Origin of the sequence: Burkholderia sp. AU30280 (assembly GCF_020420125.1) — a bacterium.
Lineage (GTDB): Bacteria > Pseudomonadota > Gammaproteobacteria > Burkholderiales > Burkholderiaceae > Burkholderia.
In genome coordinates this window covers 1-24,953 of the sequence record NZ_JAIZRY010000002.1, presented here as the reverse complement: position 1 = coordinate 24,953, position 24,953 = coordinate 1, and the positions used below count along the sequence as shown (strand labels likewise).

The following is a 24,953-nucleotide window of genomic DNA, read 5'->3' as shown; positions in this document are numbered from 1 at the left end:
GATCTCTCGTTACTTCTTGCGCTTGTCGGTATCGGTCAGGAACCGCATGCCTGCCGCGCGAATCGCGAATCCATTCGGATAGCGCAGGTCCGCGTACTCGATGTCGTTGCCCCAACGCTCCGTGACGGCCGGCCATGCGGCGACCAGGCGCTGGCTCCGGTCATGCAGCGATTCGCTGTTGCGTTCCTTGCCCAGCTCGACCTGCATGCCGTTCGACAGCTTCACCGTCCACGCGTACCGCGCCGACAGCGTCACTTCTTCCGGCGCCGCCTTCAGCGGCGCAAACCATTTCCCGAAGTCGCGATACCGCGTGACGACTTCCTTCGCACTGCCCTCCGGGCCATCGAACGCCGGCAGTTCCTTGTCCAGTTCGCCCTGGTTCGCGGTAAACAGCTCGCCGTCGACGCTCACGAGCTGGTCGCTGCCCCAGGTCCCGAGCGGTTTGTACTCCTCGAGCGTGACAGCCAGCGCATTCGGCCACACCCGGCGCACGCTCGCATGGCGCACCCAGGGCATCTGCTCGAACGCGGTGCGCGCGGCGTCGAGATCGACCGTGAAGAAATTGCCCTTCAGCCGGCCGACCACGCCCGCGCGCACCGTCGGCGAATTGATGTGCTCGGTGTCGCCGTCGATCCGGATTTCCCGCAGCGCGAACGTCGGGCGCTGGATCAGCCAGTAGCAACCGGCCGCCGCCAACACGAGCAGCAACAGCGCGTAAAGCGCGCTGGCGGCAAGGTTGAGTTGGCGAACGTTGTTCCACATACGTCGTTCCGTTCCTGCGTCAGTCGTTGAGCGTGAGCGACAGCACCTTCACGACCAGCTCCGAATAGCTGATGCCAACCGCGCGCGCGGCCTTCGGCGGCAGCGAGTGGTCGGTCATGCCCGGTGCGGTGTTCACTTCCAGGAAGTACGCGTTGCCGTCGGCGTCGAGCATGAAATCCGCGCGGCCCCAGTCGGTGCAGCCGAGCACGTCGAACGCCCGGCGCGCGACGCGCTTGAGCTCCGCTTCCTTGTCGGCGGGCAGCCCGCACGGAATCAGGTATTGCGTATCGTCGGCGATGTACTTCGCGTGATAGTCGTAGAACTCGCCGGCCGGCACGATCTTGATCACCGGCAGGTCGAGATCGCCGGCGATGCATGCGGTGTACTCGCCGCCGCCTTCGATGCTCTTCTCGACGATCACGATCGGGTCATGCGTCGCGGCTTCCGCGAGCGCGGCCGGCAGCGCGTCGGCCGTCTTCACCTTCAGCACCGCGACGCTCGAGCCTTCGCTCGCCGGCTTCACGAACAGCGGCAGGCCGAGCTTCGCGACGATGTCCGTCGCGCGCGCCGCGAGGTCGTCGCCGCGCAGCACCGTCTCGAACGGCGGCGTCGGCACGCCCGTCTGCTGCCACACGAGCTTCGTGCGGAACTTGTCGAGGCCGAGCGCCGATCCGAGCACGCCGCTGCCCGTGTAGCGAATGCCGTAGAAATCGAGCGCGCCCTGGATCTGGCCGTTCTCGCCGTAGCCGCCGTGCAGTGCGTTGAACGCGCGCACGAACCCTTCATCCTTCAGCGCCGCCAGCGGGCGCTCGGCCGGGTCGAACGGGTGCGCGTCGATGCCCGCGTCGCGCAGGCCCTGCAGCACGAGCTTGCCCGACGTGAGCGACACCTCGCGCTCCGAGGATTCGCCGCCGAACAACACCGCCACCTTGCCGAAACGTTTCGGATCAATCCCGCTCATGTCATGCCTTCTGTTGAGTGTGCTGCGCTACCTTCGCCGGCACGCCGCCGATCGAACCCGCGCCCATCGTGATCACCACGTCGCCGTTCTGCGCGACCTTCGCCAATGCGTCCGGCACGTCGTCGACCGTCGCGACGAACACCGGATCGACCTTCCCCACCTCGTGCAGCGCGCGCGACAGCGCGTCGCCGTTCGCGGTCGAGATCGCTGCCTCGCCCGCCGCGTAGACTTCCGTCAGCACCAGCGCGTCGACCGTCGACAGCACGTTGACGAAGTCGTCGAAGCAGTCGCGCGTGCGCGTGTAGCGGTGCGGCTGGAACGCCAGCACGAGGCGGCGGCCCGGAAACGCACCGCGCGCGGCGGCGATCGTCGCGGCCATCTCGACCGGGTGATGGCCGTAGTCGTCGATCAGCGTGTACCGGCCGCCGTCCGCGGTCGGTACCTCGCCGTAGCGCTGGAAGCGCCGGCCGACGCCGTTGAATTCCGCCAGCGCCTGCTGGATCGCGTCGTCCGCCACGCCGAGATCCGTCGCAATCGCGATCGCCGCGAGCGCGTTCTGCACGTTGTGCAGGCCCGGCAGGTTCAGCACGATCGCGAGCGGCGCGCGCCCTTCACGGATCACCGTGAAATGCATGCGGCCGTCGCGCGCATCGATGTCTTCCGCGCGTACCTGCGCGTCCGGTGACAGTCCGTAGCGCACGACCGGCTTCGAGATGAACGGGATGATCTGCCGCACGTTCGGATCGTCGACGCACACGACCGCGCTGCCGTAGAACGGCAGGCGCTGCGTGAATTCGATGAACGCCTGCTTGAGCCGCGCGAAATCGTGGCCGTAGGTGTCCATGTGGTCGGCGTCGATGTTCGTGATGACTTCGATCACCGGATACAGGTTCAGGAACGACGCGTCCGACTCGTCGGCCTCGGCGACGATGAAGTCGCCCGTGCCGAGCCGCGCGTTCGCGCCGGCGCTGATCAGGCGCCCGCCGATCACGAAGGTCGGATCGAGCCCGCCCGCCGCGAGCACGCTCGCGACGAGGCTCGTCGTCGTGGTCTTGCCGTGCGTGCCGGCGATCGTGATGCCCTGCTTCAGGCGCATCAGCTCCGCCAGCATCACCGCGCGCTGCACGATCGGCACGCGGTTCGCGCGCGCGGCCAGCACTTCCGGATTGTCCGAGCGCACGGCCGTCGACACGACGACCGCGTTCGCGCCCTCGATGTTCGCCGCGTCGTGGCCGATCGCGATCCGTGCGCCGAGCGCCTGGAGACGATCCGTCACTGCGTTGCGCGACAGGTCCGAGCCGCTGACCTCGTAGCCGAGGTTGACGAGCACTTCGGCGATGCCGCTCATGCCCGCGCCGCCGATCCCGACGAAATGAATGTGTTTGACGATGTGTTTCATTGCAGTTCTTCCAGGTTCGCGCCGGCCGCCTTCGCGCACACGCGCGCGACTTCGTCGGTGGCCTCGGGCTTCGCCAGCGAGCGCGAACGTTCCGCCATCTCCGCGAGCGATGCCCGCGACTGGCCGCGCAGCCAGTCGGCAAGCAGTTCCGCCGACAGGTCGCGTTGTTGCACCAGCACGGCCGCGCCCGCATCGGCGAGGAACGCGGCGTTGCTCGTCTGGTGATCGTCGACCGCGTACGGGAACGGCACGAACAGCGCCGCCACGCCCACCGCCGCGATCTCCGACACCGTCATCGCACCCGACCGGCAGATCACGAGATCCGCCGCCGCATACGCGGCCGCCATGTCGTCGATGAACGGCACGAGCCGCACGTCTTCGCCGGCCGCGAAACCGGCCGCTTCGTAATTCGCCTTCAGCGCTTCGATGTGCTTCGCGCCGGCCTGGTGCACGACGCGCGGGCGTTCGCCCGGCGTCAGCATCGCCAGCGCGCGCGGCACGACTTCATTCAGCGCGGCCGCGCCGAGGCTGCCGCCGACGACCAGCACGTTCAGCGGGCCGCTGCGCGATGCATAGCGTGCTTTGGGCGCTTCCGTGCCGGCAAGTTCCGCGCGAATCGGATTACCCGTCCATTCCGCGTGCGGCAGCGCGCCGGGGAACGCGACGAGCACGCGTTTCGCGAATTTCGCGAGTACCTTGTTCGTCAGGCCCGCGATCGAATTCTGTTCATGCAGCACGAGCGGACGCCCCGACAGCGCGGTCATCACGCCCGCCGGGAACGTGATGTAGCCGCCCATCCCGAGCACGACATCGGGCCGCACGCGCCGCAGCGCGGCGAGGCTCTGCCCGCATGCGCGCAGCAGGTTGAACGGCAGCGTCAGCTTGGTCTTCAGGCCCTTGCCGCGCAGCCCGCCGAACCGCACGTATTCCATCGGAATACCGTGCTTCGGCACGAGCGTCGCTTCCATCCCGGCCGGATTGCCGAGCCACACGACGCGCCAGCCCGCCGCTTCCATCCGGTGCGCGACTGCGAGCCCGGGGAACACGTGGCCCCCGGTGCCGCCTGCCATCACCATCAGTGTGCGTTGCGACGCGGTCATACCTTCCCTCCGCGCATCAGCACCCGGTTTTCGTAGTCGACCCGCAGCAGCACCGCGAGCGCGACGCAGTTCAGCAGAATGCCCGAGCCACCGTAGCTCACGAGCGGCAGCGTCAGGCCCTTGGTCGGCAGCAGCCCGAGGTTCACGCCCATGTTGATGAAGGTCTGCGCACCGAACCAGATACCGATACCCTTCGCCATCAGGCCCGCGAACGTGCGATCGAGCGCGAGCGCCTGGCGGCCGATCTCGAACGCGCGGCGCACGATCCAGTAGAACAGCAAGATCACGACCAGCACGCCGACGAAACCGAGCTCCTCGCCGATCACCGCGAGGATGAAGTCGGTATGCGCTTCCGGCAGGTAGTTCAGCTTCTCGACGCTACCGCCCAGGCCGACGCCGAACCACTCGCCACGGCCGAACGCGATCAGCGAGTGCGTGAGCTGGTACGCCTTGCCCTGCGCGTAGCGCTCGTCCCACGGATCGAGGTACGCAAAGATCCGCTCGCGACGCCACGGCGACAGCCACACCAGCATCGTGAAAGTGCCGATCGCGGTCGCAACGAGGCCGCCGAACAGCTTGCCGTTCACGCCGCCGAGGAACAGCACGCCCATCGCGATCGCCGCGACCACCATGAACGCGCCCATGTCCGGCTCGAGCAGCAGCAGCGCACCGACCAGGCCGACCGCGAACGCCATCGGCAGAAAGCCCTTGGCGAAGCTCTGCATGTATTCCTGCTTGCGCACCGTGTAGTTCGCCGCGTAGATCGTCACCGCGAGCTTCATGATTTCCGACGGCTGCATGTTCGTGATGCCGAGCGGAATCCAGCGGCGCGCACCGTTCACGCCCTTGCCAACGTGCGGGATCAGCACGATCACGAGGCCGACGAGCGCGATCAGGAAAAGCTGCGGCGCGTATTTGTCCCACGTCGACACCGGCACGCGGAACGCGATCACCGCCGCGATGAACGCGACGACGAGCGAGATGCAGTGGCGCATCAGGAACGCGTAATCGTGATACGACGCGTATTTCGGCGAATCGGGCATCGCGATCGACGCCGAATACACCATCACGACGCCGAGCCCGAGCAGCGCGATCGCGACCCACAGCAGCGAGTAGTCGAAGTCGAGCATCCGCGAGCGACTCGGGCGCACGCCATTGACGACGCTCGCGAGGCCGCCGGTCGCGGCGCGCGTGGCCGACGCGACGCGGCCGCCCGCGGCATTGCCGCCGGTGTCGCGACGATCGTTAAAACGGGAGACGATGCGATCTGACCAGCTCATGGCGTCGCTCCTTTGTCGATGGCGATTTCGTCGACCGCCGCGCGGAACACATCCGCGCGATGGGCGTAGTTCCTGAACATGTCGAGGCTCGCGCAGGCGGGCGACAGCAGCACCGCATCGCCCGGCTCCGCGAGGTCGGCCGCCGCGTGCACCGCGCCTTCGAGCGTCGCGTGGTCGGCGAGCGGCACGCCCGTTTCGGCGAGCGTGTCGCGGATCGCCGGCGCATCGCGACCGATCAGCATCACCGCGCGGCACCAGCGCGCGACCGGCGCAACCAGCGGTGCGAAATCCTGACCCTTGCCATCGCCGCCCGCGATCAGCACGATCTTCTGCGCAAGACCGTCGAGCGCGGCAACCGTCGCGCCGACGTTCGTGCCCTTGCTGTCGTCGACGTAGTCCACGTCGTCGATCGTCGCGATCACTTCGACGCGATGCGCTTCGCCGCGGTACTCGCGCAGCGCGTGCAGCAGCGGCGCGGCCGGCAGGTCGATCGCGCGTGCGAGCGCGAATGCGGCCAGCGCGTTCGCCGCGTTGTGCAGGCCGCGAATGCGCAGCGCGTCGGCCGGCATCAGGCGCTTTTGCACGATGTCGGGCGTATGCGCGGCATCGCGCTTGCGCCGGCGGGTCGTCGTCGCAGCTTCATCCGGCGCATCGCGATCGACGGCTTCGACCAGCCACGCGATGCCGTTGTCGCGCGACAGCCCGTAGTCGCCGTCCTGCACCGGTTCGTTCAGGCCGAACGTGACCGTGCGCGGCGCATCGGCCGCGCCGGCTGCCGGCGCGAACTTCATGACGGCCGCATCGTCGCGGTTCAGCACGCGCGTGGTCGTCGCGCCGAAGATCCGGCCCTTTGCCTGCGCGTATGCATCGAAGCTGCCGTGCCAGTCGAGGTGGTCCTGCGTGATGTTGAGGATCGCGGCCGCATCGGGCGCGAACGTGCGCGCGGTCTCGAGCTGGAAGCTCGACAGTTCGAGCACCCACACGTCGGGCAATGCGGTTTCGTCGATCGCGCCGGCGAGCCGGTCGAGCATCGCGGGGCTGATGTTGCCCGCGACGGCGACCTTCTTGCCCGAGCGCTGGCACAGCAGGCCGGTAAGGCTCGTCGTCGTGGTCTTGCCGTTGGTGCCCGTGATCGCGAGCACCTTCGGCTGGTAACCGCTCGTGCCGAGCGCACGCAGCGCCTGCGCGAAGAATTCCAGCTCGCCCCACACCGCGACGCCGCGCTCGTTCGCGGCCGCGACCAGCGCCGCGAGTGCCGGTTCGAGCGGCGACAGTCCGGGGCTCAGCCCGACGAGCTCGACGCCGCCGTCGAGCAACGCGGGCGTGAACGCGCCGCCGACGAATTCCGCATCGATGCCTTCGGCCTGCAGCGCGGCAAGGTTCGGCGGCGCCTCGCGGGTATCGGCAATGCGCAGCCGGCACCCGTGCCTCGCGCACCATCGCGCGATCGCGAGACCCGATTCCCCGAGCCCCAGTACGAGCACCATCGGCCGTTGCCGATCTCCAAACATCTCGCCAGACATCCTTGTTACCTTTCCTTTACCGCAGCTTGAGGGTGGTCAGACCGAACAGGCACAGCATCAGCGTGATGATCCAGAAACGCACGACCACCTGCGTTTCCTTCCAGCCGGACAATTCGAAATGGTGATGCAGCGGCGCCATCTTCAGCAGACGCCGCCCTTCGCCGTAGCGCTTCTTCGTGTACTTGAACCACGAAACCTGCAGCATCACCGACAGCGTTTCCGCGACGAAGATGCCGCCCATGATGAACAGCACGATTTCCTGGCGCACGATCACCGCGACCGTGCCGAGCGCGCCGCCGAGCGCCAGCGCGCCGACGTCACCCATGAACACCTGCGCGGGGTGCGTGTTGTACCAGAGGAACGCGAGCCCTGCCCCACCCATCGCGGAACAGAAGATCAGTAGTTCGCCCGCGCCGGGAATGTGCGGGAACAGCAGGTATTTTGAATAGACCGCGCTGCCCATCACGTACGCGAACACACCCAGCGACGCACCGACCAGCACGACCGGCATGATCACGAGGCCGTCGAGGCCGTCGGTCAGGTTCACCGCGTTGCTCGCGCCAACGATCACGAAGTACGTCAGCACGATGAAGCCCCACACGCCGAGCGGGTAGCTGATCGACTTCAGGAACGGCAGCATCAGGTCGGCGCGTGCCGGCAGTCCCATCGACAGGCCGCTGCGCACCCACGCCATGAACAGGTCGAACACGCGCACGTTGTTCGCCTCGGACACGCTGAAGGCGAGGTAGACGGCCGCGAACAGCCCGATCACCGACTGCCAGAAATACTTCTCGCGCGACGACATTCCGCGCGGGTCCTTGTGGACGACCTTGCGGTAATCGTCGACCCAGCCGATCACGCCAAAACCGAACGTGACGAGCATCACGATCCAGATGAAACGGTTCGTCAGGTCGCCCCACAGCAGCGTCGCGACCGCGATGCCGATCAGGATCAGCACGCCGCCCATCGTCGGCGTGCCGGACTTGACCAGATGCGTCTGCGGACCGTCCTTGCGCACGGCCTGACCGACCTTCATTTGCGTCAGCTTGCGGATCACCCACGGTCCGCACACGAGCCCGATCCCCAGCGCTGTGATGGTGGCCATCACCGCCCGGAACGTGAGGTACGTGAACAAGCGCAAAAAGCTTGCGTCTCCTTGCAGCCATTGCGCCAGCGCCAGCAGCATGCTTCCTTCCTTCTACTCAGTGTGCAGCGGGCGCCGTGCCCGCCGCGGGTTGGTTCGTCAGCGCGTCGACCACGCGCTCCATCTTCATGTACCGCGAGCCCTTCACGAGCAGCGTCGCCTGCGCACCGTAGCCCGCCGCGAGCAGGGCTTCGACCAGCGTGCCGACGTCGCCGAAATGGCGGGCCGTGTCGCCGTATGCCGTGCAGGCATCGCGCGACGCGTCGCCGAGCGCGAACAGCGCGTCGATCCCGCGCTCGCGCGCGTAGGCGCCGACCTCGCGATGAAAGGCCGGCCCTTCGTCGCCGACCTCGCCCATGTCGCCGATCACCAGCACGCGCGGTGCCGGTTGCACGGCGAGCACGTCGATCGCGGCACGCATCGAATCGGGATTCGCGTTGTACGTATCGTCGACGACCGTTGCACCCGCGAGGCTGCCTGCAATCGCCTGCTTCACCTGCAGCCGGCCCTTGACCGGCTCGAACGATTCGAGGCCCTGCTTGATCGCCGACAGCGCAACGCCGGCGCCCAGCGCCGCAGCCGTCGCGGCCAGCGCGTTGCGCGCGTTGTGCTCGCCGAGCGCGCGCAGCCGAACCGCGACGGTGCCCGCGGGCGTGTCGATCGCGAGTTCGCCGCCGTGCAGGCGGCCCGTGACCTGCGCGCCGTTCTGCCGTTCGGCATCGTGCAGCGCGAAATCGAGGATCCGGTTGCCGGTCGCCGCGACGCGCCAGATGCCCGCGTATGCATCGTCGGCCGGGAACACCGCAACGCCGTCCGGCGGCAACGCGTGAATCACGGCCGCGTGTTCGAGCGCGACGGCTTCGACCGTCGCCATGAATTCCTGATGCTCGCGTTGCGCGTTGTTGACGAGCGCGACCGTCGGCGCGGTAAGGCGCGCGAGGACTTCGGTTTCGCCCGGATGGTTCATCCCGATCTCGATCACCGCGAGACGATGCGCGGCCGACAGGCGCAGCAGCGTCAGCGGCAGGCCGACATCGTTGTTCAGGTTGCCGGCCGTCGCGAGCCGCGCGTCGGCGCCGACCGCCGCCGCGAAAATCGACGCGATCATTTCCTTGACGGTCGTCTTGCCGTTGCTGCCCGTCACCGCGACGAGCGGCAGCGCGAATCGTTTGCGCCAGCCGTGTGCGAGCGCGCCAAGTGCGGCACGCGTCTCGCCGCCTTCGATCGCCGGCATGGCGACGCCCGCCGGCACGTGCGCAACCAGCGCCGCGGCGGCACCGCGCGCAGCGACGTCGCCGAGGAAGTCGTGCGCATCGAAGCGCTCGCCTTTCAATGCGACGAACAGGTCGCCGGGGCCGGCCGTGCGGCTGTCCGTCGACACGCGGTCGAACGTGACGCCCGCGTCGCCGTGGACGGTTGCGCCAGGGATCAGGCGGGCGGCTTCGCCGAGACTGAGCATCGTCATTCGGCGCCTCCCTTGCCGTGCGTCGCGCGCGCTGCCAGCGCGAGCCGCGCGTGATCCTGGTCGGAGAACGTGCGCTTCTTGCCCATGATTTCCTGCGTGGCCTCGTGGCCCTTGCCGGCCAGCACGACGACATCCTCGCGTGCGGCGCCGCGCACGGCCTGCAGGATCGCGCTCGCGCGATCCTCGATACGGCGTGCGTGATCGGGCGCGGTCATGCCCGCGACGATCTGGTCGATGATGCGCTGCGGATCCTCGCTGCGCGGGTTGTCGCTCGTGACGACGGTTTCATCGGCGAGCCGCTCCGCGATCGCGCCCATCAGCGGACGCTTCGTCGCATCGCGATCGCCGCCGCAGCCGAACATGCAGACGAGCCGGCCGCCGCGTGCCGTGGCGATCGGGCGCAGCGCGTCGAGCGTCTTTTCGAGCGCGTCGGGCGTGTGTGCGTAGTCGATCACGACGAGCGGTTCGTCGTTCTGCAGCCGGCCGCCGAGCCGCTGCATCCGGCCGTTGACGGACTCGAGCCGTGCGATCTCGGCGAGCGCCGCGTCGAACGACACGTCGGCCGCGAGCAGCGAGCCGAGCACCGCGAGCAGGTTGCTGACGTTGAACGTGCCGAGCGTGCCGACCTCGACGTCCGCGTCGCCCCACGACGAACGCAGGCGGAACGCCGTGCCGGTCGCGGTGGCGCGCACGTCGAGCGCGACCAGTTCGCGATCGGCGTCCGGCGCCGGCGCGTCGCCGATCCCATACGCGATCGTGCGCACGCGGCCAGCCAGTTTCTCGAGCAGGCGCTGTCCGGCTGCATCGTCGCGGTTGACGACCGCCGCACGCAGGCCGCGCCACGCGAACAGCTTCGCCTTCGCGGCCTCGTACGCATCGAACGTGCCGTGATAGTCGAGGTGATCCTGCGTGAGGTTCGTAAACACTGCGACGTCGAAGGCCGTACCGTTCACGCGCCCCTGATGCAGCGCGTGCGACGACACCTCCATCGCCACGGCCTTCGCGCCGGCGTCGCGCAATTGCGCAAGGCTGCGCTGCAATTGCGACGCATCGGGGGTCGTGAAGCCGGTCGGCACGAGCTGGCCGGGCATCCCGGTGCCGAGCGTGCCGATCACTGCACACGGCTGATGCAGCGCCGTCAGCGCGGTAGCGATCCATTGCGTACACGAGGTCTTGCCGTTCGTCCCGGTCACACCCACCGTGAGCAGGCTGTCGCTCGGATCACCATACCAGCCGCTGGCGATCTCGCCGGCGAGCTGGTCGAGCGCAGGCACCGCAAGCGCGACAGGAACGGCCGGCGCAGCGGCCAGCCCTTCCGGCTGATACAACACGGCGGCCGCACCGCGCGCGACGGCGTCGGCCATGAAGGCACGATTGTCTGCCCCGTCGACTGCATACGCGACAAACACGTCGCCAGCCTTGAGGCTGCGCGTGTCGGCATGCAGTTGCGCTGCAGGGGCCACATGCTGACGCAGCCACGCAAGCGCGGCTGCGATCTGCTGATGCGCCGGATGGGAACTGCGAGCGGCGCTCATCGAACAACTCCTGGTGAATTACGCGTCGTGCTGGACACGATCATATGCTTTGCACCGCCACCCGCGGCCAGCTTTTGCGGCCCCGTCGCGGAAGGTGCTGCCGGCGAATCGTCAGACACGACGAGCTGCTTGATCGGCATGTTCGGCGGCACGTTCAGCGCACGCATCGTGTCGCCGGCGATCGCCGAGAATACGGGGCCTGACACCTGGCCGCCGAAGTGGCTGCCGGCGGTCGGCTCGTCCACCGACACCGCGACAACGATGCGCGGATTCGGCATCGGCGCCATCCCGACGAACGACGCGCGGTACTTGCGCGTGTAGCCGTGACCTTCATGCTTGTACGCGGTACCGCTCTTGCCGCCGACGCGATAGCCCGGCACGGCCGCATCGGGCGACGTGCCGCCCGGCGCCACCACCGTTTCGAGCATCGCGCGCACTTCGCGCGCGGTGGTCGGGTTGAACACCTGCGTACCCACGACCGGCTGGTTGGGGTCGGTCTTGAAAATGGTCACCGGCATGAGCTCGCCGTCGTGCGCGATCGCCGTATAGGCGCGCGCGAGCTGGAACAGCGACACCGACAGGCCGTAGCCGTACGACATCGTCGCCTGCTCGATGCGGCGCCAGCTCTTCCACGGACGCAGGCGGCCGGCCACCGCGCCCGGGAATCCGACCTTCGGCGCCTGGCCGAGGCCGATGCTCGTATACATATTCCACATTTCCTCGGGCCGCATCGTCATCGCGATCTTCGTCGCGCCGATGTTGCTCGACTTCTGGATCACGCCGCCGACCGTCAGCGTGCCGAAGCCCGCGTCGTCGGTGATCGGTGCGCCGTCGAGCACGAAATGCCCGTTGCCCGTCTCGACGAGCGTGTTCGGCGTCACGCGGTGCAGGTCGAGTGCGAGCGACACCGTGAACGGCTTCATGATCGAGCCCGGCTCGAACACGTCGGTCATGATCCGGTTGCGCAACTGTTCGCCCGTCATGCGCGAGCGGTCGTTCGGGTTGTACGTCGGGTAGTTGACGAGTGCGAGCACCTCGCCGGTGCGCACGTCGACGACCATCGCCGCGCCGGCCTTCGCCTTGAACTTCTCGACGGCGGCCTTCAGGTTCGCGTACGCGATGTACTGGATCTTGCTGTCGATCGACAGGTCGACGTCCGTGCCGTTGTGCGGCGGAATCTGCTCGGCGACGTCCTCGACGATGTGCCCCATCCGGTCCTTGATCACGCGACGCACGCCCGACGTGCCGGACAGCATCTTCTGGTCGCCCAGCTCGACGCCCTCCTGCCCTTCGTCCTCGACGTTCGTGAAGCCGATCAGGTGAGCGGTGATCTCGCCTTCCGGATAGAACCGCTTGTATTCGTTGCGCTGATAGATGCCGGGAATGTCGAGCGCGGCGACCTTGTCCGCGACTTCGATCGGCACCTGGCGCTTGACGTAGACGAAGCCCTTGTCTTCCGACAGCTTGACGCGCAGTTCCTTCGGCGTCATGCCGAGGAGCTTGCCGAGCTGGTTGACCTTGTCGGCGTCGAGATCGTCCGGCACTGCGTCGGGAATCGCCCAGATCGCGCGCACGGGCAGGCTCGTCGCGAGCACGAGCCCGTTACGGTCGAGAATCTTGCCGCGCGTCGCCGGCAGCTCGAGCGTGCGCTGGTAGCGGCTTTCGCCCTGCTTCTGGTAGAACGCGTTGCCGGGCCCCTGGATCCAGAACGCACGCGCGGCCAGCGCGACGAACGCCATGAACAGCAGGAACACGACGAGCTTCGAGCGCCACATCGGCAGATGCACGCCCAGCACGGGGCTCGACGAGAACTTCACGTTCTGGCGCTTCTGGGACGGTTTCATCGCGTGCCCCCCTTGCCCTTGCCAGCCGTGTCCGCCGAGGCCGGGATCGGTGCATCGATCGCCTTCGCGGCGCCCGGCGGCAGCGTCAGGTATTGCGTGCGGCCGGTCGTGATCGGCTGCATCTTCAGCGAATCGTTCGCAAGCTGCTCGATGCGCGACGTCTTCGACAGCGCGCTCTGCTGATATTGAAGCTGCGCGTAGTCCTGCTGGAGCTGACGCTCCTGCGACTGCGCACGCTGCAGCTGGATGAAGATCTGGCGCTGCTGGTTCGTCGAATTGACGACCGACAACGCGCAACCCATCACGATGATCAGCAGGAAGATATTGAAGCGGCTCATGGCGTGACGCGCTCCGCAATGCGCATCACGGCCGAGCGGGCGCGCGGATTCGCGGCAACTTCCGCTTCACTCGGAAACTGGCGGCTGATGATCTTGAGCGGCGGGCTCGGGAGGTCGACCGCACGGATCGGCAGGCGACGATCGACCGCGGGCGCACTCGCGTGCGCCTGCATGAATCGCTTGACGATCCGGTCCTCGAGTGAATGAAAGCTGATGACCACCAGCCGCCCCCCTTGCTCCAGCAACGACAGTGCCGCGTCTAGTACGACTTGCAGGTCCGCAAGCTCTTGATTGACGTGAATCCGTATAGCCTGAAAGGTGCGGGTTGCCGGATCCTTGCCCTTCTCACGGGTTTTGACGACGTGACCCACGATTTGGGCAAGCTCGCCCGTGGTGTCGAGAGGCCCAAGACGGTCGGACTCTGCCCGGCGAGCAACAAGCGCCTTTGCAATCTGAAAAGCAAACCGTTCTTCCCCATAATCCCGTATCACCTCCGTCAATTCCTGCACCGAAGCCCGTGCGAGCCATTCCGCCGCCGACTCGCCGCGCGTCGGATCCATCCGCATGTCCAGCGGACCATCGGCGCGGAAGCTGAAGCCGCGCGCCGGATCGTCCACCTGCGGCGAGGACACGCCCAGGTCAAGCAACACACCCGACACCTTCTCGACGCCGCGCGCCGCAAGCGCGTCGCGCATCGATGCAAAGCTGTCATGCACGATCGAGAAGCGCGCATCCTCGATGCCCTGCGCCGTCTCGATCGCCCTCGGATCCTTGTCGAACGCGATCAGCCGCCCGGCCGACGCCAGCCGCGCGAGCACCGCACGACTATGGCCGCCGCGCCCGAACGTGCCGTCGACATAGATGCCGTCCGGTCGCGTCACGAGCGACTCGACCGCTTCGTCCAGCAACACGGTCCGATGCTGCAATTCGTTTCCCATCGCGGGCGTCTCCGTCACCGCAATCAGAACGTGAAATTCTTCAGCGCATCGGGCATGCCCTGCGCCATCGCTGCCTGCTCCTTCGCGTTGTAGGTCTGCGAATCCCACAGCTCGAAGTGACTACCCATTCCCAACAACATGACTTCCTTTTCCAGTCCGGCTGCCATGCGCAGCTCGGGCGATACGAGAATCCGGCCCGCGCTGTCGAGATCGACATCCATCGCATTGCCGAGAAAAATGCGCCGCCACCAGTGCGCGTCCATCGGCAGCGCGGCGATCTTGGCGCGGAATACTTCCCATTCGGGGCGCGGAAACAGCAACAGGCAGCCGTCCGGGTGCTTGGTCACAGTCACCCGTCCTTCTGCCTGTCCTTGCAGCGCTTCGCGATAGCGAGCCGGCACCGACATCCGCCCTTTCGCATCGAGCGTCAGCGCCGACGCCCCTTGGAACACTTTCCGCTCTCCCGTTCAGGGCACCGAAGCACCCGCTCCATGCTGAGAATTTAGCCGGAATAGCCCGCCAAATCACACAAAAATACACTTTCTCACACTGCTTCCCACTTTAGAGGAAGGGTGTGGCACGGTCAAGGGAGCGGCCCGCTTTTTTGACGAATTTTGTTAGTTAGAACAAGGACTTACGCGCACATGCTCATGCGCCCCCTCATTCCAAAAATCGTTATAAATGAATGAGCTAGTGCAACTTGTGAAGGTGATACGTGAGAAAGACGGGCCAGACGGGTGTGCGGACGGGGCTTTCGGGGGCGGGAAAACGCGGAATAAACGGGCGGTATCAGCGGCGGGGAACCGGGGCGACGTCACGCATCGCCCCGGTGCGAATCTTACAGATAGTACGCAGTGCTCGTCATGACTTTCGACGCAGCGCGCATCAGCATTCGCGCGGGCAGCGGCAGTTCGATCCCGCCAGCGTCGGCCGCGGCCTTGCCGTGTTTCACTTCGTCGATACGCATCTGGTCGACGATCGCACGCGACGCGGTATCGGCCGCCGGCAACTCGGACATGTGGCCTTCGAGATGGCTCTCGACCTGCCGCTCGGTCTCGGCCATGAAGCCGAGGCTGATTTTGTCGCCGAGCGCGCCGGCCGCCACGCCGATCGCGAGCGAACCTGCATACCAGAGCGGGTTCAGCAGGCTCGGGCGCGAGTCGAGTTCCTTCAGGCGGTGTGCGGTCCACGCGAGGTGGTCCTCCTCCTCGCGCGCGGCCTCTTCGAACATTGCCTTCGCCGACGCCGTGCGCGCAGTGAGCTTCTGCGCCTGGTAGAGCGCCTGCGCGCACACCTCGCCGACGTGGTTCACGCGCATCAGCCCGGCGGCATGCGTACGCTCCGCCGGCGTCAGCTCGACGGTCGGCGCCTCTGCCGGCGCAGGCACCGGCCGGCTCATCCGGCTAATGCCGGTCAGCGATCGCAGGCCGCGATCGAATTCGCTGATCAGTTCATCAAACACCATCCTGTTCTCCTGGCTGCAGGTGCTGCCGCGAGCGGCAAGGGCACGAGTCCGCTGCGTAACCGACTTGATTATTCAGCGGAAATTGCGGTTAACCCGTGATTTTAACCATTGTTGCATAAAGGAAACATGGCGACCTTGAGCTGCGGCATTTCGCTTTGTGGCAAAAAACGGTTTTGCTACATTACGTGCGACTTCTTGCGAAGTTGCTGGGGCCCGTCGACAGAACATAACTATCCGCCCCGCCAGAAAAATTCAGTGAATTTTGGAGATCCGTTAATGAAAAAGTCGCTTCTCGCGCTCGTCGCGCTGGGCGCGTTCGCTGGCGCAGCCCATGCGCAAAGCAGCGTGACGCTTTACGGCATCATCGATGAAGGCCTGCTCTTCAACAACAACGCAGGCGGCAAGCACCTCTACAGCATGGCCAGCGGCGTGATGCAAGGCAGCCGCTTCGGCATGCGCGGCACCGAAGACCTCGGTGGCGGCCTGAAGGCGATCTTCACCCTCGAAAACGGTTTCGACGTGAACAGCGGCAAGCTCGGTCAGGGCGGCCTGATGTTCGGTCGCCAGGCTTACGTCGGCCTGTCGAGTCAGTACGGTACCGTCACGCTGGGTCGCCAGTACGACTCCGTCGTCGACTTCGTCGGCCCGCTCGAGGCAGGTGACCAATGGGGTGGCTACATCGCCGCTCACCCTGGTGACCTCGACAACTTCAACAACGCCTATCGCGTGAACAATGCGGTCAAGTTCACGAGCCAGAGCTACGGCGGCTTCACGTTCGGCGGCTTGTACAGCTTCGGCGGTCAGGCAGGCCAGTTCTCGAAGAACCAGGTCTGGTCGCTCGGCGCAGGCTACAACAACGGCCCGCTGGTCTTGGGTGTCGGTTACTTGAACGCACGTACGCCGAACCAGTTCGGCGGCATGTTCAACAACGGTTCCACGTCTTCGTCGGTCTCGTCGCCGGTCTACGGCGCGTACGCGAACAACGCGAACACGTACCAGGTCATCGGTGCCGGCGGCGCCTACACGTTCGGCGCAGCGACGATCGGCGCGACGTACTCGAACGTCAAGTTCAAGGGCTTCTCGGCAGGCCCGTTCGTGAACCAGACGGCGACGTTCAACAACGGCGAAATCAACTTCAAGTATCAGTTGACCCCGGCGTTGATTCTGGGCGCAGCGTACGACTACACGCAAGGCAGCAAGATCGACGGCAACTCGGCAGCCAAGTACCATCAAGGCTCGGTGGGTGTCGACTACTTCCTGTCGAAGCGCACCGACGTCTACGCGATCGGCGTGTACCAGCATGCATCGGGCAACGTGCTCGACTCGGACGGCGACGTCCTGAAGGCAACGGCAGCGATCAACGGTCTCGCGGGTTCGAGCTCCGCCAACCAGGTCGCAGCACGCGTCGGCATCCGTCACAAGTTCTAATCGGCTTGCCTGACAAGCCGCTGCATATTGAAGGCGCCTTCGGGCGCCTTTTTCTTTTCCGGTCGATGCCGTTGCCAATCTGGCGCGCGGCGAATCGTACCGGCTGCGACCCGCTGTTCGCGGGGCACCGTGCCGTCTCTGCTGCGTCGAAACGCACTGCCACCGCCACAAGGCCATTCCGGACGCGAACTCGTTCGGAAACAGCCTCGTCCGGGCCGCACCGCAAACGAAAAGCCCGGCACAAGCCGGGCTTTTCGTTCCGATCGACCGCCGTTATGCGCGTCCGTCGCGCAGTTCGCGCCGCAGGATCTTGCCGACGTTCGTTTTCGGCAGTTCCGTACGGAACTCGACCAGCTTCGGCCGCTTGTAGCCGGTGAGCCGCTCCTTGCAGTAGGCGAGGATGTCCTTGTCGGTGAGCGCCGGGTCCTTCTTCACGATGAACAGCTTCACGGCTTCGCCGGAATGCTCGTCGGGCACGCCGACCGCCGCCACCTCGAACACGCCCGGATGCGACGCGACCACGTCCTCGACTTCGTTCGGATACACGTTGAAGCCCGATACGAGGATCATGTCCTTCTTCCGGTCGACGATCTTCACGTAACCTCGCGCATCCATCACGCCGACGTCGCCCGTCTTGAAGAAGCCGTCCGCGAACATGACCTTCTCGGTCTCGTCCGGCCGGTTCCAGTAGCCGGCCATCACCTGCGGCCCGCGGATGCAGATTTCGCCGGGTTCGCCGAGCGCGACATCGTTGCCCGCATCGTCGCGAATCGCCACTTCGGTCGACGGCAGCGGCAAGCCGATCGTCCCGCTGTACTCGGTCGCCGTCACCGGGTTGCAAGTCGCCACCGGCGACGTTTCGGACAGCCCGTAGCCTTCGATGATCGCCGTATGGGTCTTTTCGTACCAGCGTTTCGCGACACCTTCCTGGATCGCCATGCCACCGCCGTTGGCGATCACGAGCTTCGACAGGTCGAGCTGATTGAATTCGGGGTGGTTCAGCAGTGCGTTGTACAGCGTGTTGACCGCCGGGATCGTCGAGATCTGGTAGCCCTTCAGTTCCTTGATCATGCCGGTGATGTCGCGCGGATTCGGGATCAGGATGCCCATGCCGCCCGTACGCAGCGTCAGGAAACCGCAGACGGTCAGCGCGAACACGTGATACAGCGGCAGCGCGACAACGGTCACGAACTGTTTCACCTCCGGAAACTTCTCGTGAGCCGGATGATGCCAGGCACCCGCCTGCAACACGTTCGACACGATGTTCCGGTGCAGCAGCGTCGCCCCCTTGGCCACGCCGGTCGTACCGCCCGTGTACTGCAGGAACGCGACGTCATCGGGGCCGATCTTCTGCGCCTTGAATGCCTGGCGTGCACCTTCCGACAGCGCGGCCTTGAAGCGCGTGAACGACGGCAACTGCCAGGCAGGCACCATCTTCTTGACGTTGCGCACGACGTAGTTGACGAGCCATCCCTTGATGCCCAGCAGATCGCCCATCGATGCGACGACGACGTGCTTGACGCCCGTATTCGCGATGACGGCCTGCAGCGTCGACGCGAAATTCTCGAGGATGACGATCGCCTCCGCACCGCTGTCCTTCAACTGATGCTCGAGCTCGCGCGGCGTATAGAGCGGGTTGACGTTGACGACGGTGTAGCCCGCGCGCAGTACCGCGGCGATCGCCACGGGGTATTGCAGCACGTTCGGCATCATGATCGCGACGCGCGCCCCGCGCGCGAGCCCGCGCGATTGCAGCCACGCACCGAACCGGCGCGACAGCGTGTCGAGTTCGCCGTACGTGATGCCCTTGCCCATGCAGACGAACGCCGTACGGTCGCGGTACTGCCGGAAGCTTTCGTCGAGCAGGTCGGGGACAGAGGGATAAGGAGACGCGTCAATTTCGGCTGGAACGCCGGGCGGGTACGATTTCAGCCAAATTTTATCCATACTGCCCGTCTCCTCACAGATTTTCGAATGGTCGTGCTAAAACGCATCGTAACGGCTCGCTCGTCCCGAGACAACAGGGTTAGATGTCCACTTCGAACTTCCGTGGAAAATCGTCCGATCATACGGTGATATCCGATCAAGTGCGTTCAACTTCCACAAGACAATCGTAGAACGTCGCCGAATTGCCAAGATCGGTGAGCGCCTGGCTCGTCACTTCATTCGCGTTTCTGCCGTCCGGTGACAGCTTCTTCCACCAGATCGATAGCCCGACGACGAGCCCTGCGCGTGCGCGATCGGTAATTCTCGCGCGCGCCTGCATCGATCCGCGGTCGTTGAAAATGCGAACGACGTCACCTTCAGCGATGCCGCGTGCATCGGCGTCAGACGGGTGCATGTCGAGATGCGGCTCACCTTCGGTATGCCGCAGGCTGTCGACGTTCACGAACGTACTGTTCAGGAAGTGGCGCGCCGGCGGAGAAATCATGGCGAGCGGATAGCGTGCGGCGAGCTCGGGTGCGGCCTCGGCCGATTCGAACGGCGGCAGGTAATCGGGCACGGGATCCACGCCCATCTGCTCGAGCCGCGGGCTGTGGAACTCACACTTGCCGGACGGCGTACGGAAACCGCCGTTCGCGAACGGCGCCTCCGGCAGCTTGAGCTTCAGCCAGCCGGCGCGCTTCAGCGTGTCCCAGTCGCTGTCGAGCACCGGATCGTCCCAGCGGAGCGCCGCACGCGCGACCTCTTCGTCGCTGTGATAAAGCGCGGGTTCTTCCAGCCCGATGCTGCGCGCGATGCCGCGGAAGATCTCCGTATTCGGCCGCGCCTCTCCCACCGGAGGAATCGACGGCAGGTTCGCCATCACGTAGGTGTGGCCGTACGACTTGTGGATGTCCAGATGCTCGAGCTGCGTGGTTGCCGGCAACACAATGTCGGCGAAATCGACGGTATCCGTCTTGAAATGCTCGAGAACGACCGTGAACAGATCGTCACGCGCGAACCCCGCCGCGACCTTCGAGGAGTCCGGCGCGACCGCCACCGGGTTCGAGTTGTACACGATCACTGCTTCGACCTTCGGCCCGAACGTTGCATCGCCCGGGTGCAAAAGCGCGTCGCCGATCGCGTTCATGTTGATGATGCGCGGCAGCTTGTGAGGCCAACCCGGCATCAAATCCGGACGCAGCAGCGCCGCCTGGTTGACCGGTGCGAATTCCGACGACGACAGCAGCAGCCCGCCGGCCCGATCCCGCCACGCGCCCGTCAACGCCGGCAGGCTTGCGATCGCGCGGACGGCGTTGCCGCCGCCGCGGACGCGCTGCATGCCGTAGTTGAGGCGGATCGATGCCTTGCGGGTAGCACCGTAGCGACGCGCAAGGTCGATCAGTTCCGACACGTCGATACCGCAGATCTGCGCAACGCGTTCCGGCGGATAGGACATCGCCCGCCCCTTGAGCGCGTCGAAGCCGAGCGTATGGCTGGCGATGTAGTCGTGATCGAGCAGGTCTTCGGTAATCAGCACATGCATCATGCCGAGTGCGAATGCGCCGTCGGTGCCTGGTTTCAACGCGATGTGCTGGTGACACTTTTCCGCTGTCAGCGAACGGTACGGATCGATGGCGACAAGGCGTGCGCCTCGGCGCTTCGCTTCCTGCGCGCGCGTCCAGAAGTGCAGGCTCGACGCGATCGGGTTTGCTCCCCAAATCAGAATCAGTTCGCTTTCCTCGAAATGCTCGAGATGCATGCCGAGACTACCGCCATAGGTGTAACGCAACCCTGCTGCACCGGCCGCTGCACAAATCGTGCGCTCGAGCCGCGAGGCACCAAGCTTGTGAAAGAACCGCTGGGCGATACCCTCCCCCTGCACAAGCCCCATCGTCCCCGCATAGCTGTACGGCACGATCGCTTCGGGTGCGCGCGCCGCGATTTCGCCGAGACGAAGGCCGATCTCATCGAATGCCTCGTTCCAGCTGATCGGTACGAAATGCCCTTCCCCTTTCGCGCCGATGCGCTTGAGCGGGACGGTGAGGCGGTCGGGGTGATGAACGCGATCGGCGTATCGGCTGACTTTCGTGCACAACACGCCTTGTGTCGGCGGATGGTCGGGATCGCCCGTGACCTTGATCGCCTTGCCGTTTTCGACAGTCACGCGCATTGCGCACGTGTCCGGACAATCGTGCGGGCAAACGGCCCGGGCTACCTGAATGGCGGCGTTCATCGTTTTAAGTGCCGAGATGGGGATTCACAAATTTTACGTGGACACGCCGAATAAAGCGTTCATTTCGTACGGGTTCTGAGGTATTTGGCTGAAAGGCGATGGGAGGAATTGGGGGAGTTTCGGTGGTTCGGTGGTTCGGTGCGGCGCCTGCAGGGACTTGCATGGCCGACCGGACATTCATTGTCGGCGATGGACAGCGGATCTCGCGCGATGCGCGGTAACCGATAAATAGGGGGAGAAATTGCAGCTTTGATCGGAGATACGATCAATAGACCAATGGAACACGAATGATACGGGGCAATTGGCGAACCGGGATCCACGAGTGGTTACTCTTGGGAGAGGTAATGTGGAAGCTCTAGCCAGGCCGTCCATCCCGATCGCCGAGCATTTCCTTCGCGCCAATGCAAAAACCCCCGCCTTTCGGGCGGGGGTTTCTGGCTTAGGGAGCCTGACGATTACCTACTTTCACACGGGAATCCGCACTATCATCGGCGTAGAGTCGTTTCACGGTCCTGTTCGGGATGGGAAGGGGTGGGACCGACTCGCTATGGTCATCAGGCAAAGGGGGTTGTTGTGCTGACTTCGCAGCACAACCAATCTTGGAAGAAGCAGTAATTTAGGTTGTGTGTATCACACACGAGAATCCAACTCGTCGCTTTGGATCGCAGCCAGTGCTTACACACGGCGCAGATCTATAAGGCAGACTTGTTATAGGATCAAGCCTTACGGGCAATTAGTATCAGTTAGCTGAACGCATTACTGCGCTTACACACCTGACCTATCAACGTCCTGGTCTCGAACGACCCTTCAAGGGGATCTAGTCCCCAGGGATATCTCATCTTAAGGCGAGTTTCCCGCTTAGATGCTTTCAGCGGTTATCTCTTCCGAACATAGCTACCCGGCGATGCCACTGGCGTGACAACCGGTACACCAGAGGTTCGTCCACTCCGGTCCTCTCGTACTAGGAGCAGCCCCCTTCAAATATCCAACGCCCACGGCAGATAGGGACCAAACTGTCTCACGACGTTTTAAACCCAGCTCACGTACCTCTTTAAATGGCGAACAGCCATACCCTTGGGACCGGCTACAGCCCCAGGATGAGATGAGCCGACATCGAGGTGCCAAACACCGCCGTCGATATGAACTCTTGGGCGGTATCAGCCTGTTATCCCCAGAGTACCTTTTATCCGTTGAGCGATGGCCCTTCCATACAGAACCACCGGATCACTATGACCTGCTTTCGCACCTGCTCGACTTGTCGGTCTCGCAGTTAAGCACGCTTATGCCATTGCACTATCAGCACGATTTCCGACCGTACCTAGCGTACCTTCGTACTCCTCCGTTACGCTTTGGGAGGAGACCGCCCCAGTCAAACTGCCTACCATGCACTGTCCCCGACCCGGATCACGGGCCAAGGTTAGAACCTCAAACAAACCAGGGTGGTATTTCAAGGACGGCTCCACCGAAACTAGCGTTCCGGTTTCATAGCCTCCCACCTATCCTACACAGATCGGTTCAAAGTCCAATGCAAAGCTACAGTAAAGGTTCATGGGGTCTTTCCGTCTAGCCGCGGGTAGATTGCATCATCACAAACACTTCAACTTCGCTGAGTCTCGGGAGGAGACAGTGTGGCCATCGTTACGCCATTCGTGCAGGTCGGAACTTACCCGACAAGGAATTTCGCTACCTTAGGACCGTTATAGTTACGGCCGCCGTTTACCGGGACTTCAATCAAGAGCTTGCACCCCATCATTTAATCTTCCGGCACCGGGCAGGCGTCACACCCTATACGTCCACTTTCGTGTTTGCAGAGTGCTGTGTTTTTATTAAACAGTCGCAGCCACCAGTTTATTGCAACCCCTTCACCCTCCTGGCGCAGGCCAGTCAAGCTACAAGGGCGTACCTTATCCCGAAGTTACGGTACCAATTTGCCGAGTTCCTTCTCCCGAGTTCTCTCAAGCGCCTTAGAATACTCATCTCGCCCACCTGTGTCGGTTTGCGGTACGGTCATCGTTAGACTGAAGCTTAGAGGCTTTTCTTGGAACCACTTCCAATTGCTTCGCTCCCTAAGGAGCTCGCGCCACACCCTTGAATCCTGCGCCCGGATTTGCCTAAGCGCCTTCTCCAATGCAGCGACCGGGACTTCCAACACCCGGACAACCTTCCGCGATCCGTCCCCCCATCGCATCTAACAATGGTGCAGGAATATTGACCTGCTTCCCATCAGCTACGCATTTCTGCCTCGCCTTAGGGGCCGACTCACCCTACGCCGATGAACGTTGCGTAGGAAACCTTGGGCTTACGGCGAGGGGGCCTTTCACCCCCTTTATCGCTACTCATGTCAGCATTCGCACTTCCGATACCTCCAGCACGCTTTTCAACGCACCTTCGCAGGCTTACGGAACGCTCTCCTACCATGCGTGCAAAGCACGCATCCGCAGCTTCGGTATATAGCTTAGCCCCGTTACATCTTCCGCGCAGGACGACTCGATCAGTGAGCTATTACGCTTTCTTTAAAGGGTGGCTGCTTCTAAGCCAACCTCCTGACTGTTTTAGCCTTCCCACTTCGTTTCCCACTTAGCTATATTTGGGGACCTTAGCTGGCGGTCTGGGTTGTTTCCCTCTTGACACCGGACGTTAGCACCCGATGTCTGTCTCCCGTGATTGCACTCTTCGGTATTCGGAGTTTGCTATGGCGGGGTAATCTGCAATAGACCCCCCAACCATGACAGTGCTCTACCCCCGAAGGTGAGACACGAGGCACTACCTAAATAGTTTTCGGAGAGAACCAGCTATTTCCAAGTTTGTTTAGCCTTTCACCCCTATCCACAGCTCATCCCCTAACTTTTCAACGTTAGTGGGTTCGGACCTCCAGTACGTGTTACCGCACCTTCATCCTGGCCATGGATAGATCACTTGGTTTCGGGTCTACGCCCAGCAACTGAACGCCCTATTCGGACTCGCTTTCGCTACGCCTGCCCTATACGGTTAAGCTTGCTACTGAACGTAAGTCGCTGACCCATTATACAAAAGGTACGCCGTCACCCCTTGCGAGGCTCCGACTGTTTGTATGCATGCGGTTTCAGGATCTATTTCACTCCCCTCCCGGGGTTCTTTTCGCCTTTCCCTCACGGTACTGGTTCACTATCGGTCGATCACGAGTATTTAGCCTTGGAGGATGGTCCCCCCATCTTCAGACAGGATTTCACGTGTCCCGCCCTACTTGTCGCACACCTAGTTCTTTCATACTGTTTTCGCCTACAGGGCTATCACCTGCTATGGCCGCACTTTCCAGAGCGTTCGGCTAACAATACAAATAAAGAGTGCAAGGCTCATCCCATTTCGCTCGCCACTACTTTGGGAATCTCGGTTGATTTCTTTTCCTGCGGTTACTTAGATGTTTCAGTTCACCGCGTTCGCTTCACTAGACCTATGTATTCAGTCTAGGATGACCCAAAAGGGCCGGGTTTCCCCATTCGGACATCTACGGATCAAAGCTCGTTTGCCAGCTCCCCGTAGCTTTTCGCAGGCTACCGCGTCCTTCATCGCCTGTGATCGCCAAGGCATCCACCACATGCACTTGTTCGCTTGACCCTATAACGAGTCTGTCTC

Annotated in this window: 17 protein-coding genes and 2 rRNA genes; 1 reads left to right on the top strand and 18 read right to left on the bottom strand. The window is 64.0% G+C overall.

The window, feature by feature from the left end:
• Positions 1–9 precede the first annotated feature (9 nt).
• The 14 genes from LGN17_RS04210 to coq7 form a co-directional block, all read right to left on the bottom strand.
• Entirely contained in the window at positions 10–762 is a 753-nt protein-coding gene (locus tag LGN17_RS04210) for a cell division protein FtsQ/DivIB (protein ID WP_226195301.1), read from the bottom strand.
• Positions 763–781: 19 nt separating this feature from the next.
• Positions 782–1,723 carry a D-alanine--D-alanine ligase gene (locus LGN17_RS04205; RefSeq protein ID WP_011350841.1) on the bottom strand — a complete coding sequence of 314 codons (942 nt, stop codon included), beginning with the start codon at positions 1,721–1,723 and terminating at the stop codon, positions 782–784.
• Between the two features lies 1 nt (position 1,724).
• Positions 1,725–3,122 carry a UDP-N-acetylmuramate--L-alanine ligase gene (murC, locus tag LGN17_RS04200; protein WP_226195300.1) on the bottom strand — a complete coding sequence of 466 codons (1,398 nt, stop codon included), beginning with the start codon at positions 3,120–3,122 and terminating at the stop codon, positions 1,725–1,727.
• Positions 3,119–4,222, bottom strand: coding sequence for an undecaprenyldiphospho-muramoylpentapeptide beta-N-acetylglucosaminyltransferase (gene murG, locus LGN17_RS04195; protein ID WP_226195299.1), 1,104 nt, complete (start codon positions 4,220–4,222; stop codon positions 3,119–3,121). The genes murC and murG overlap by 4 nt, the downstream gene beginning before the upstream one ends.
• Positions 4,219–5,502: a putative lipid II flippase FtsW gene (gene ftsW / locus LGN17_RS04190; RefSeq protein WP_175955527.1), complete on the bottom strand. Its 1,284-nt coding sequence runs from the start codon at positions 5,500–5,502 to the stop codon at positions 4,219–4,221. The genes murG and ftsW overlap by 4 nt, the downstream gene beginning before the upstream one ends.
• On the bottom strand, positions 5,499–7,013 hold the full coding sequence (gene murD / locus LGN17_RS04185) for a UDP-N-acetylmuramoyl-L-alanine--D-glutamate ligase (RefSeq protein WP_226195298.1): 1,515 nt from the start codon (positions 7,011–7,013) through the stop codon (positions 5,499–5,501). Before murD ends, ftsW begins: the two co-directional genes overlap by 4 nt.
• 28 nt (positions 7,014–7,041) lie before the next feature.
• Entirely contained in the window at positions 7,042–8,211 is a 1,170-nt protein-coding gene (mraY, locus tag LGN17_RS04180; protein ID WP_006477019.1) for a phospho-N-acetylmuramoyl-pentapeptide-transferase, read from the bottom strand.
• Between the two features lie 16 nt (positions 8,212–8,227).
• Positions 8,228–9,634, bottom strand: a complete 1,407-nt coding sequence (locus tag LGN17_RS04175; RefSeq protein WP_226195297.1) for a UDP-N-acetylmuramoyl-tripeptide--D-alanyl-D-alanine ligase — start codon at positions 9,632–9,634, stop codon at positions 8,228–8,230.
• Positions 9,631–11,169, bottom strand: a complete 1,539-nt coding sequence (locus LGN17_RS04170) for a UDP-N-acetylmuramoyl-L-alanyl-D-glutamate--2,6-diaminopimelate ligase (protein WP_226195296.1) — start codon at positions 11,167–11,169, stop codon at positions 9,631–9,633. Before LGN17_RS04170 ends, LGN17_RS04175 begins: the two co-directional genes overlap by 4 nt.
• Entirely contained in the window at positions 11,166–13,013 is a 1,848-nt protein-coding gene (locus tag LGN17_RS04165; protein WP_226195295.1) for a peptidoglycan D,D-transpeptidase FtsI family protein, read from the bottom strand. Before LGN17_RS04165 ends, LGN17_RS04170 begins: the two co-directional genes overlap by 4 nt.
• A complete protein-coding gene (gene ftsL / locus LGN17_RS04160) occupies positions 13,010–13,351 on the bottom strand; it encodes a cell division protein FtsL (protein ID WP_226195294.1) in 342 nt (113 codons plus the stop codon). The genes LGN17_RS04165 and ftsL overlap by 4 nt, the downstream gene beginning before the upstream one ends.
• Complete coding sequence (gene rsmH / locus LGN17_RS04155; protein WP_226195293.1) at positions 13,348–14,289, bottom strand: 16S rRNA (cytosine(1402)-N(4))-methyltransferase RsmH; 942 nt, start codon at positions 14,287–14,289, stop codon at positions 13,348–13,350. The genes ftsL and rsmH overlap by 4 nt, the downstream gene beginning before the upstream one ends.
• A gap of 23 nt (positions 14,290–14,312) precedes the next feature.
• Positions 14,313–14,741, bottom strand: a complete 429-nt coding sequence (gene mraZ, locus LGN17_RS04150) for a division/cell wall cluster transcriptional repressor MraZ (protein ID WP_006487094.1) — start codon at positions 14,739–14,741, stop codon at positions 14,313–14,315.
• A 386-nt stretch (positions 14,742–15,127) separates the two neighbouring features.
• Positions 15,128–15,754, bottom strand: a complete 627-nt coding sequence (coq7, locus tag LGN17_RS04145) for a 2-polyprenyl-3-methyl-6-methoxy-1,4-benzoquinone monooxygenase (RefSeq protein ID WP_226195292.1) — start codon at positions 15,752–15,754, stop codon at positions 15,128–15,130.
• Between the two features lie 276 nt (positions 15,755–16,030).
• Between coq7 and LGN17_RS04140 the strand changes: the two genes are divergently transcribed.
• Positions 16,031–17,182: a porin gene (locus LGN17_RS04140; protein ID WP_226195291.1), complete on the top strand. Its 1,152-nt coding sequence runs from the start codon at positions 16,031–16,033 to the stop codon at positions 17,180–17,182.
• Between the two features lie 273 nt (positions 17,183–17,455).
• Here the strand turns inward: LGN17_RS04140 and LGN17_RS04135 are convergent, their stop codons facing one another.
• The 4 genes from LGN17_RS04135 to LGN17_RS04120 all read right to left on the bottom strand — a co-directional run bounded on the left by LGN17_RS04135 (position 17,456) and on the right by LGN17_RS04120 (position 24,935).
• Positions 17,456–19,129: a long-chain fatty acid--CoA ligase gene (locus LGN17_RS04135; RefSeq protein ID WP_226195290.1), complete on the bottom strand. Its 1,674-nt coding sequence runs from the start codon at positions 19,127–19,129 to the stop codon at positions 17,456–17,458.
• Between the two features lie 136 nt (positions 19,130–19,265).
• Positions 19,266–21,341 (bottom strand): molybdopterin-dependent oxidoreductase, encoded by a 2,076-nt coding sequence (locus LGN17_RS04130; protein ID WP_226195289.1) that lies wholly within the window; start codon positions 21,339–21,341, stop codon positions 19,266–19,268.
• Positions 21,342–21,787: 446 nt separating this feature from the next.
• Positions 21,788–21,900: ribosomal RNA gene (gene rrf, locus LGN17_RS04125) — 5S ribosomal RNA — on the bottom strand.
• 153 nt (positions 21,901–22,053) lie between these two features.
• Positions 22,054–24,935: ribosomal RNA gene (locus tag LGN17_RS04120) — 23S ribosomal RNA — on the bottom strand.
• Positions 24,936–24,953: the final 18 nt, after the last annotated feature.

Coding starts and splice junctions, on each gene's coding strand:
- rsmH (WP_226195293.1), bottom strand. CDS start 14,289: ATGGGAAACGAATTGCAGCATCGGACCGTGTTGCTGGACGAAGCGGTC.
- murD (WP_226195298.1), bottom strand. CDS start 7,013: ATGTTTGGAGATCGGCAACGGCCGATGGTGCTCGTACTGGGGCTCGGG.
- LGN17_RS04140 (WP_226195291.1), top strand. CDS start 16,031: ATGAAAAAGTCGCTTCTCGCGCTCGTCGCGCTGGGCGCGTTCGCTGGC.
- ftsW (WP_175955527.1), bottom strand. CDS start 5,502: ATGAGCTGGTCAGATCGCATCGTCTCCCGTTTTAACGATCGTCGCGAC.
- ftsL (WP_226195294.1), bottom strand. CDS start 13,351: ATGAGCCGCTTCAATATCTTCCTGCTGATCATCGTGATGGGTTGCGCG.
- LGN17_RS04165 (WP_226195295.1), bottom strand. CDS start 13,013: ATGAAACCGTCCCAGAAGCGCCAGAACGTGAAGTTCTCGTCGAGCCCC.
- LGN17_RS04135 (WP_226195290.1), bottom strand. CDS start 19,129: ATGGATAAAATTTGGCTGAAATCGTACCCGCCCGGCGTTCCAGCCGAA.
- mraY (WP_006477019.1), bottom strand. CDS start 8,211: ATGCTGCTGGCGCTGGCGCAATGGCTGCAAGGAGACGCAAGCTTTTTG.
- murC (WP_226195300.1), bottom strand. CDS start 3,122: ATGAAACACATCGTCAAACACATTCATTTCGTCGGGATCGGCGGCGCG.
- LGN17_RS04205 (WP_011350841.1), bottom strand. CDS start 1,723: ATGAGCGGGATTGATCCGAAACGTTTCGGCAAGGTGGCGGTGTTGTTC.
- LGN17_RS04175 (WP_226195297.1), bottom strand. CDS start 9,634: ATGACGATGCTCAGTCTCGGCGAAGCCGCCCGCCTGATCCCTGGCGCA.
- coq7 (WP_226195292.1), bottom strand. CDS start 15,754: ATGGTGTTTGATGAACTGATCAGCGAATTCGATCGCGGCCTGCGATCG.
- LGN17_RS04130 (WP_226195289.1), bottom strand. CDS start 21,341: ATGAACGCCGCCATTCAGGTAGCCCGGGCCGTTTGCCCGCACGATTGT.
- murG (WP_226195299.1), bottom strand. CDS start 4,222: ATGACCGCGTCGCAACGCACACTGATGGTGATGGCAGGCGGCACCGGG.
- LGN17_RS04170 (WP_226195296.1), bottom strand. CDS start 11,169: ATGAGCGCCGCTCGCAGTTCCCATCCGGCGCATCAGCAGATCGCAGCC.
- LGN17_RS04210 (WP_226195301.1), bottom strand. CDS start 762: ATGTGGAACAACGTTCGCCAACTCAACCTTGCCGCCAGCGCGCTTTAC.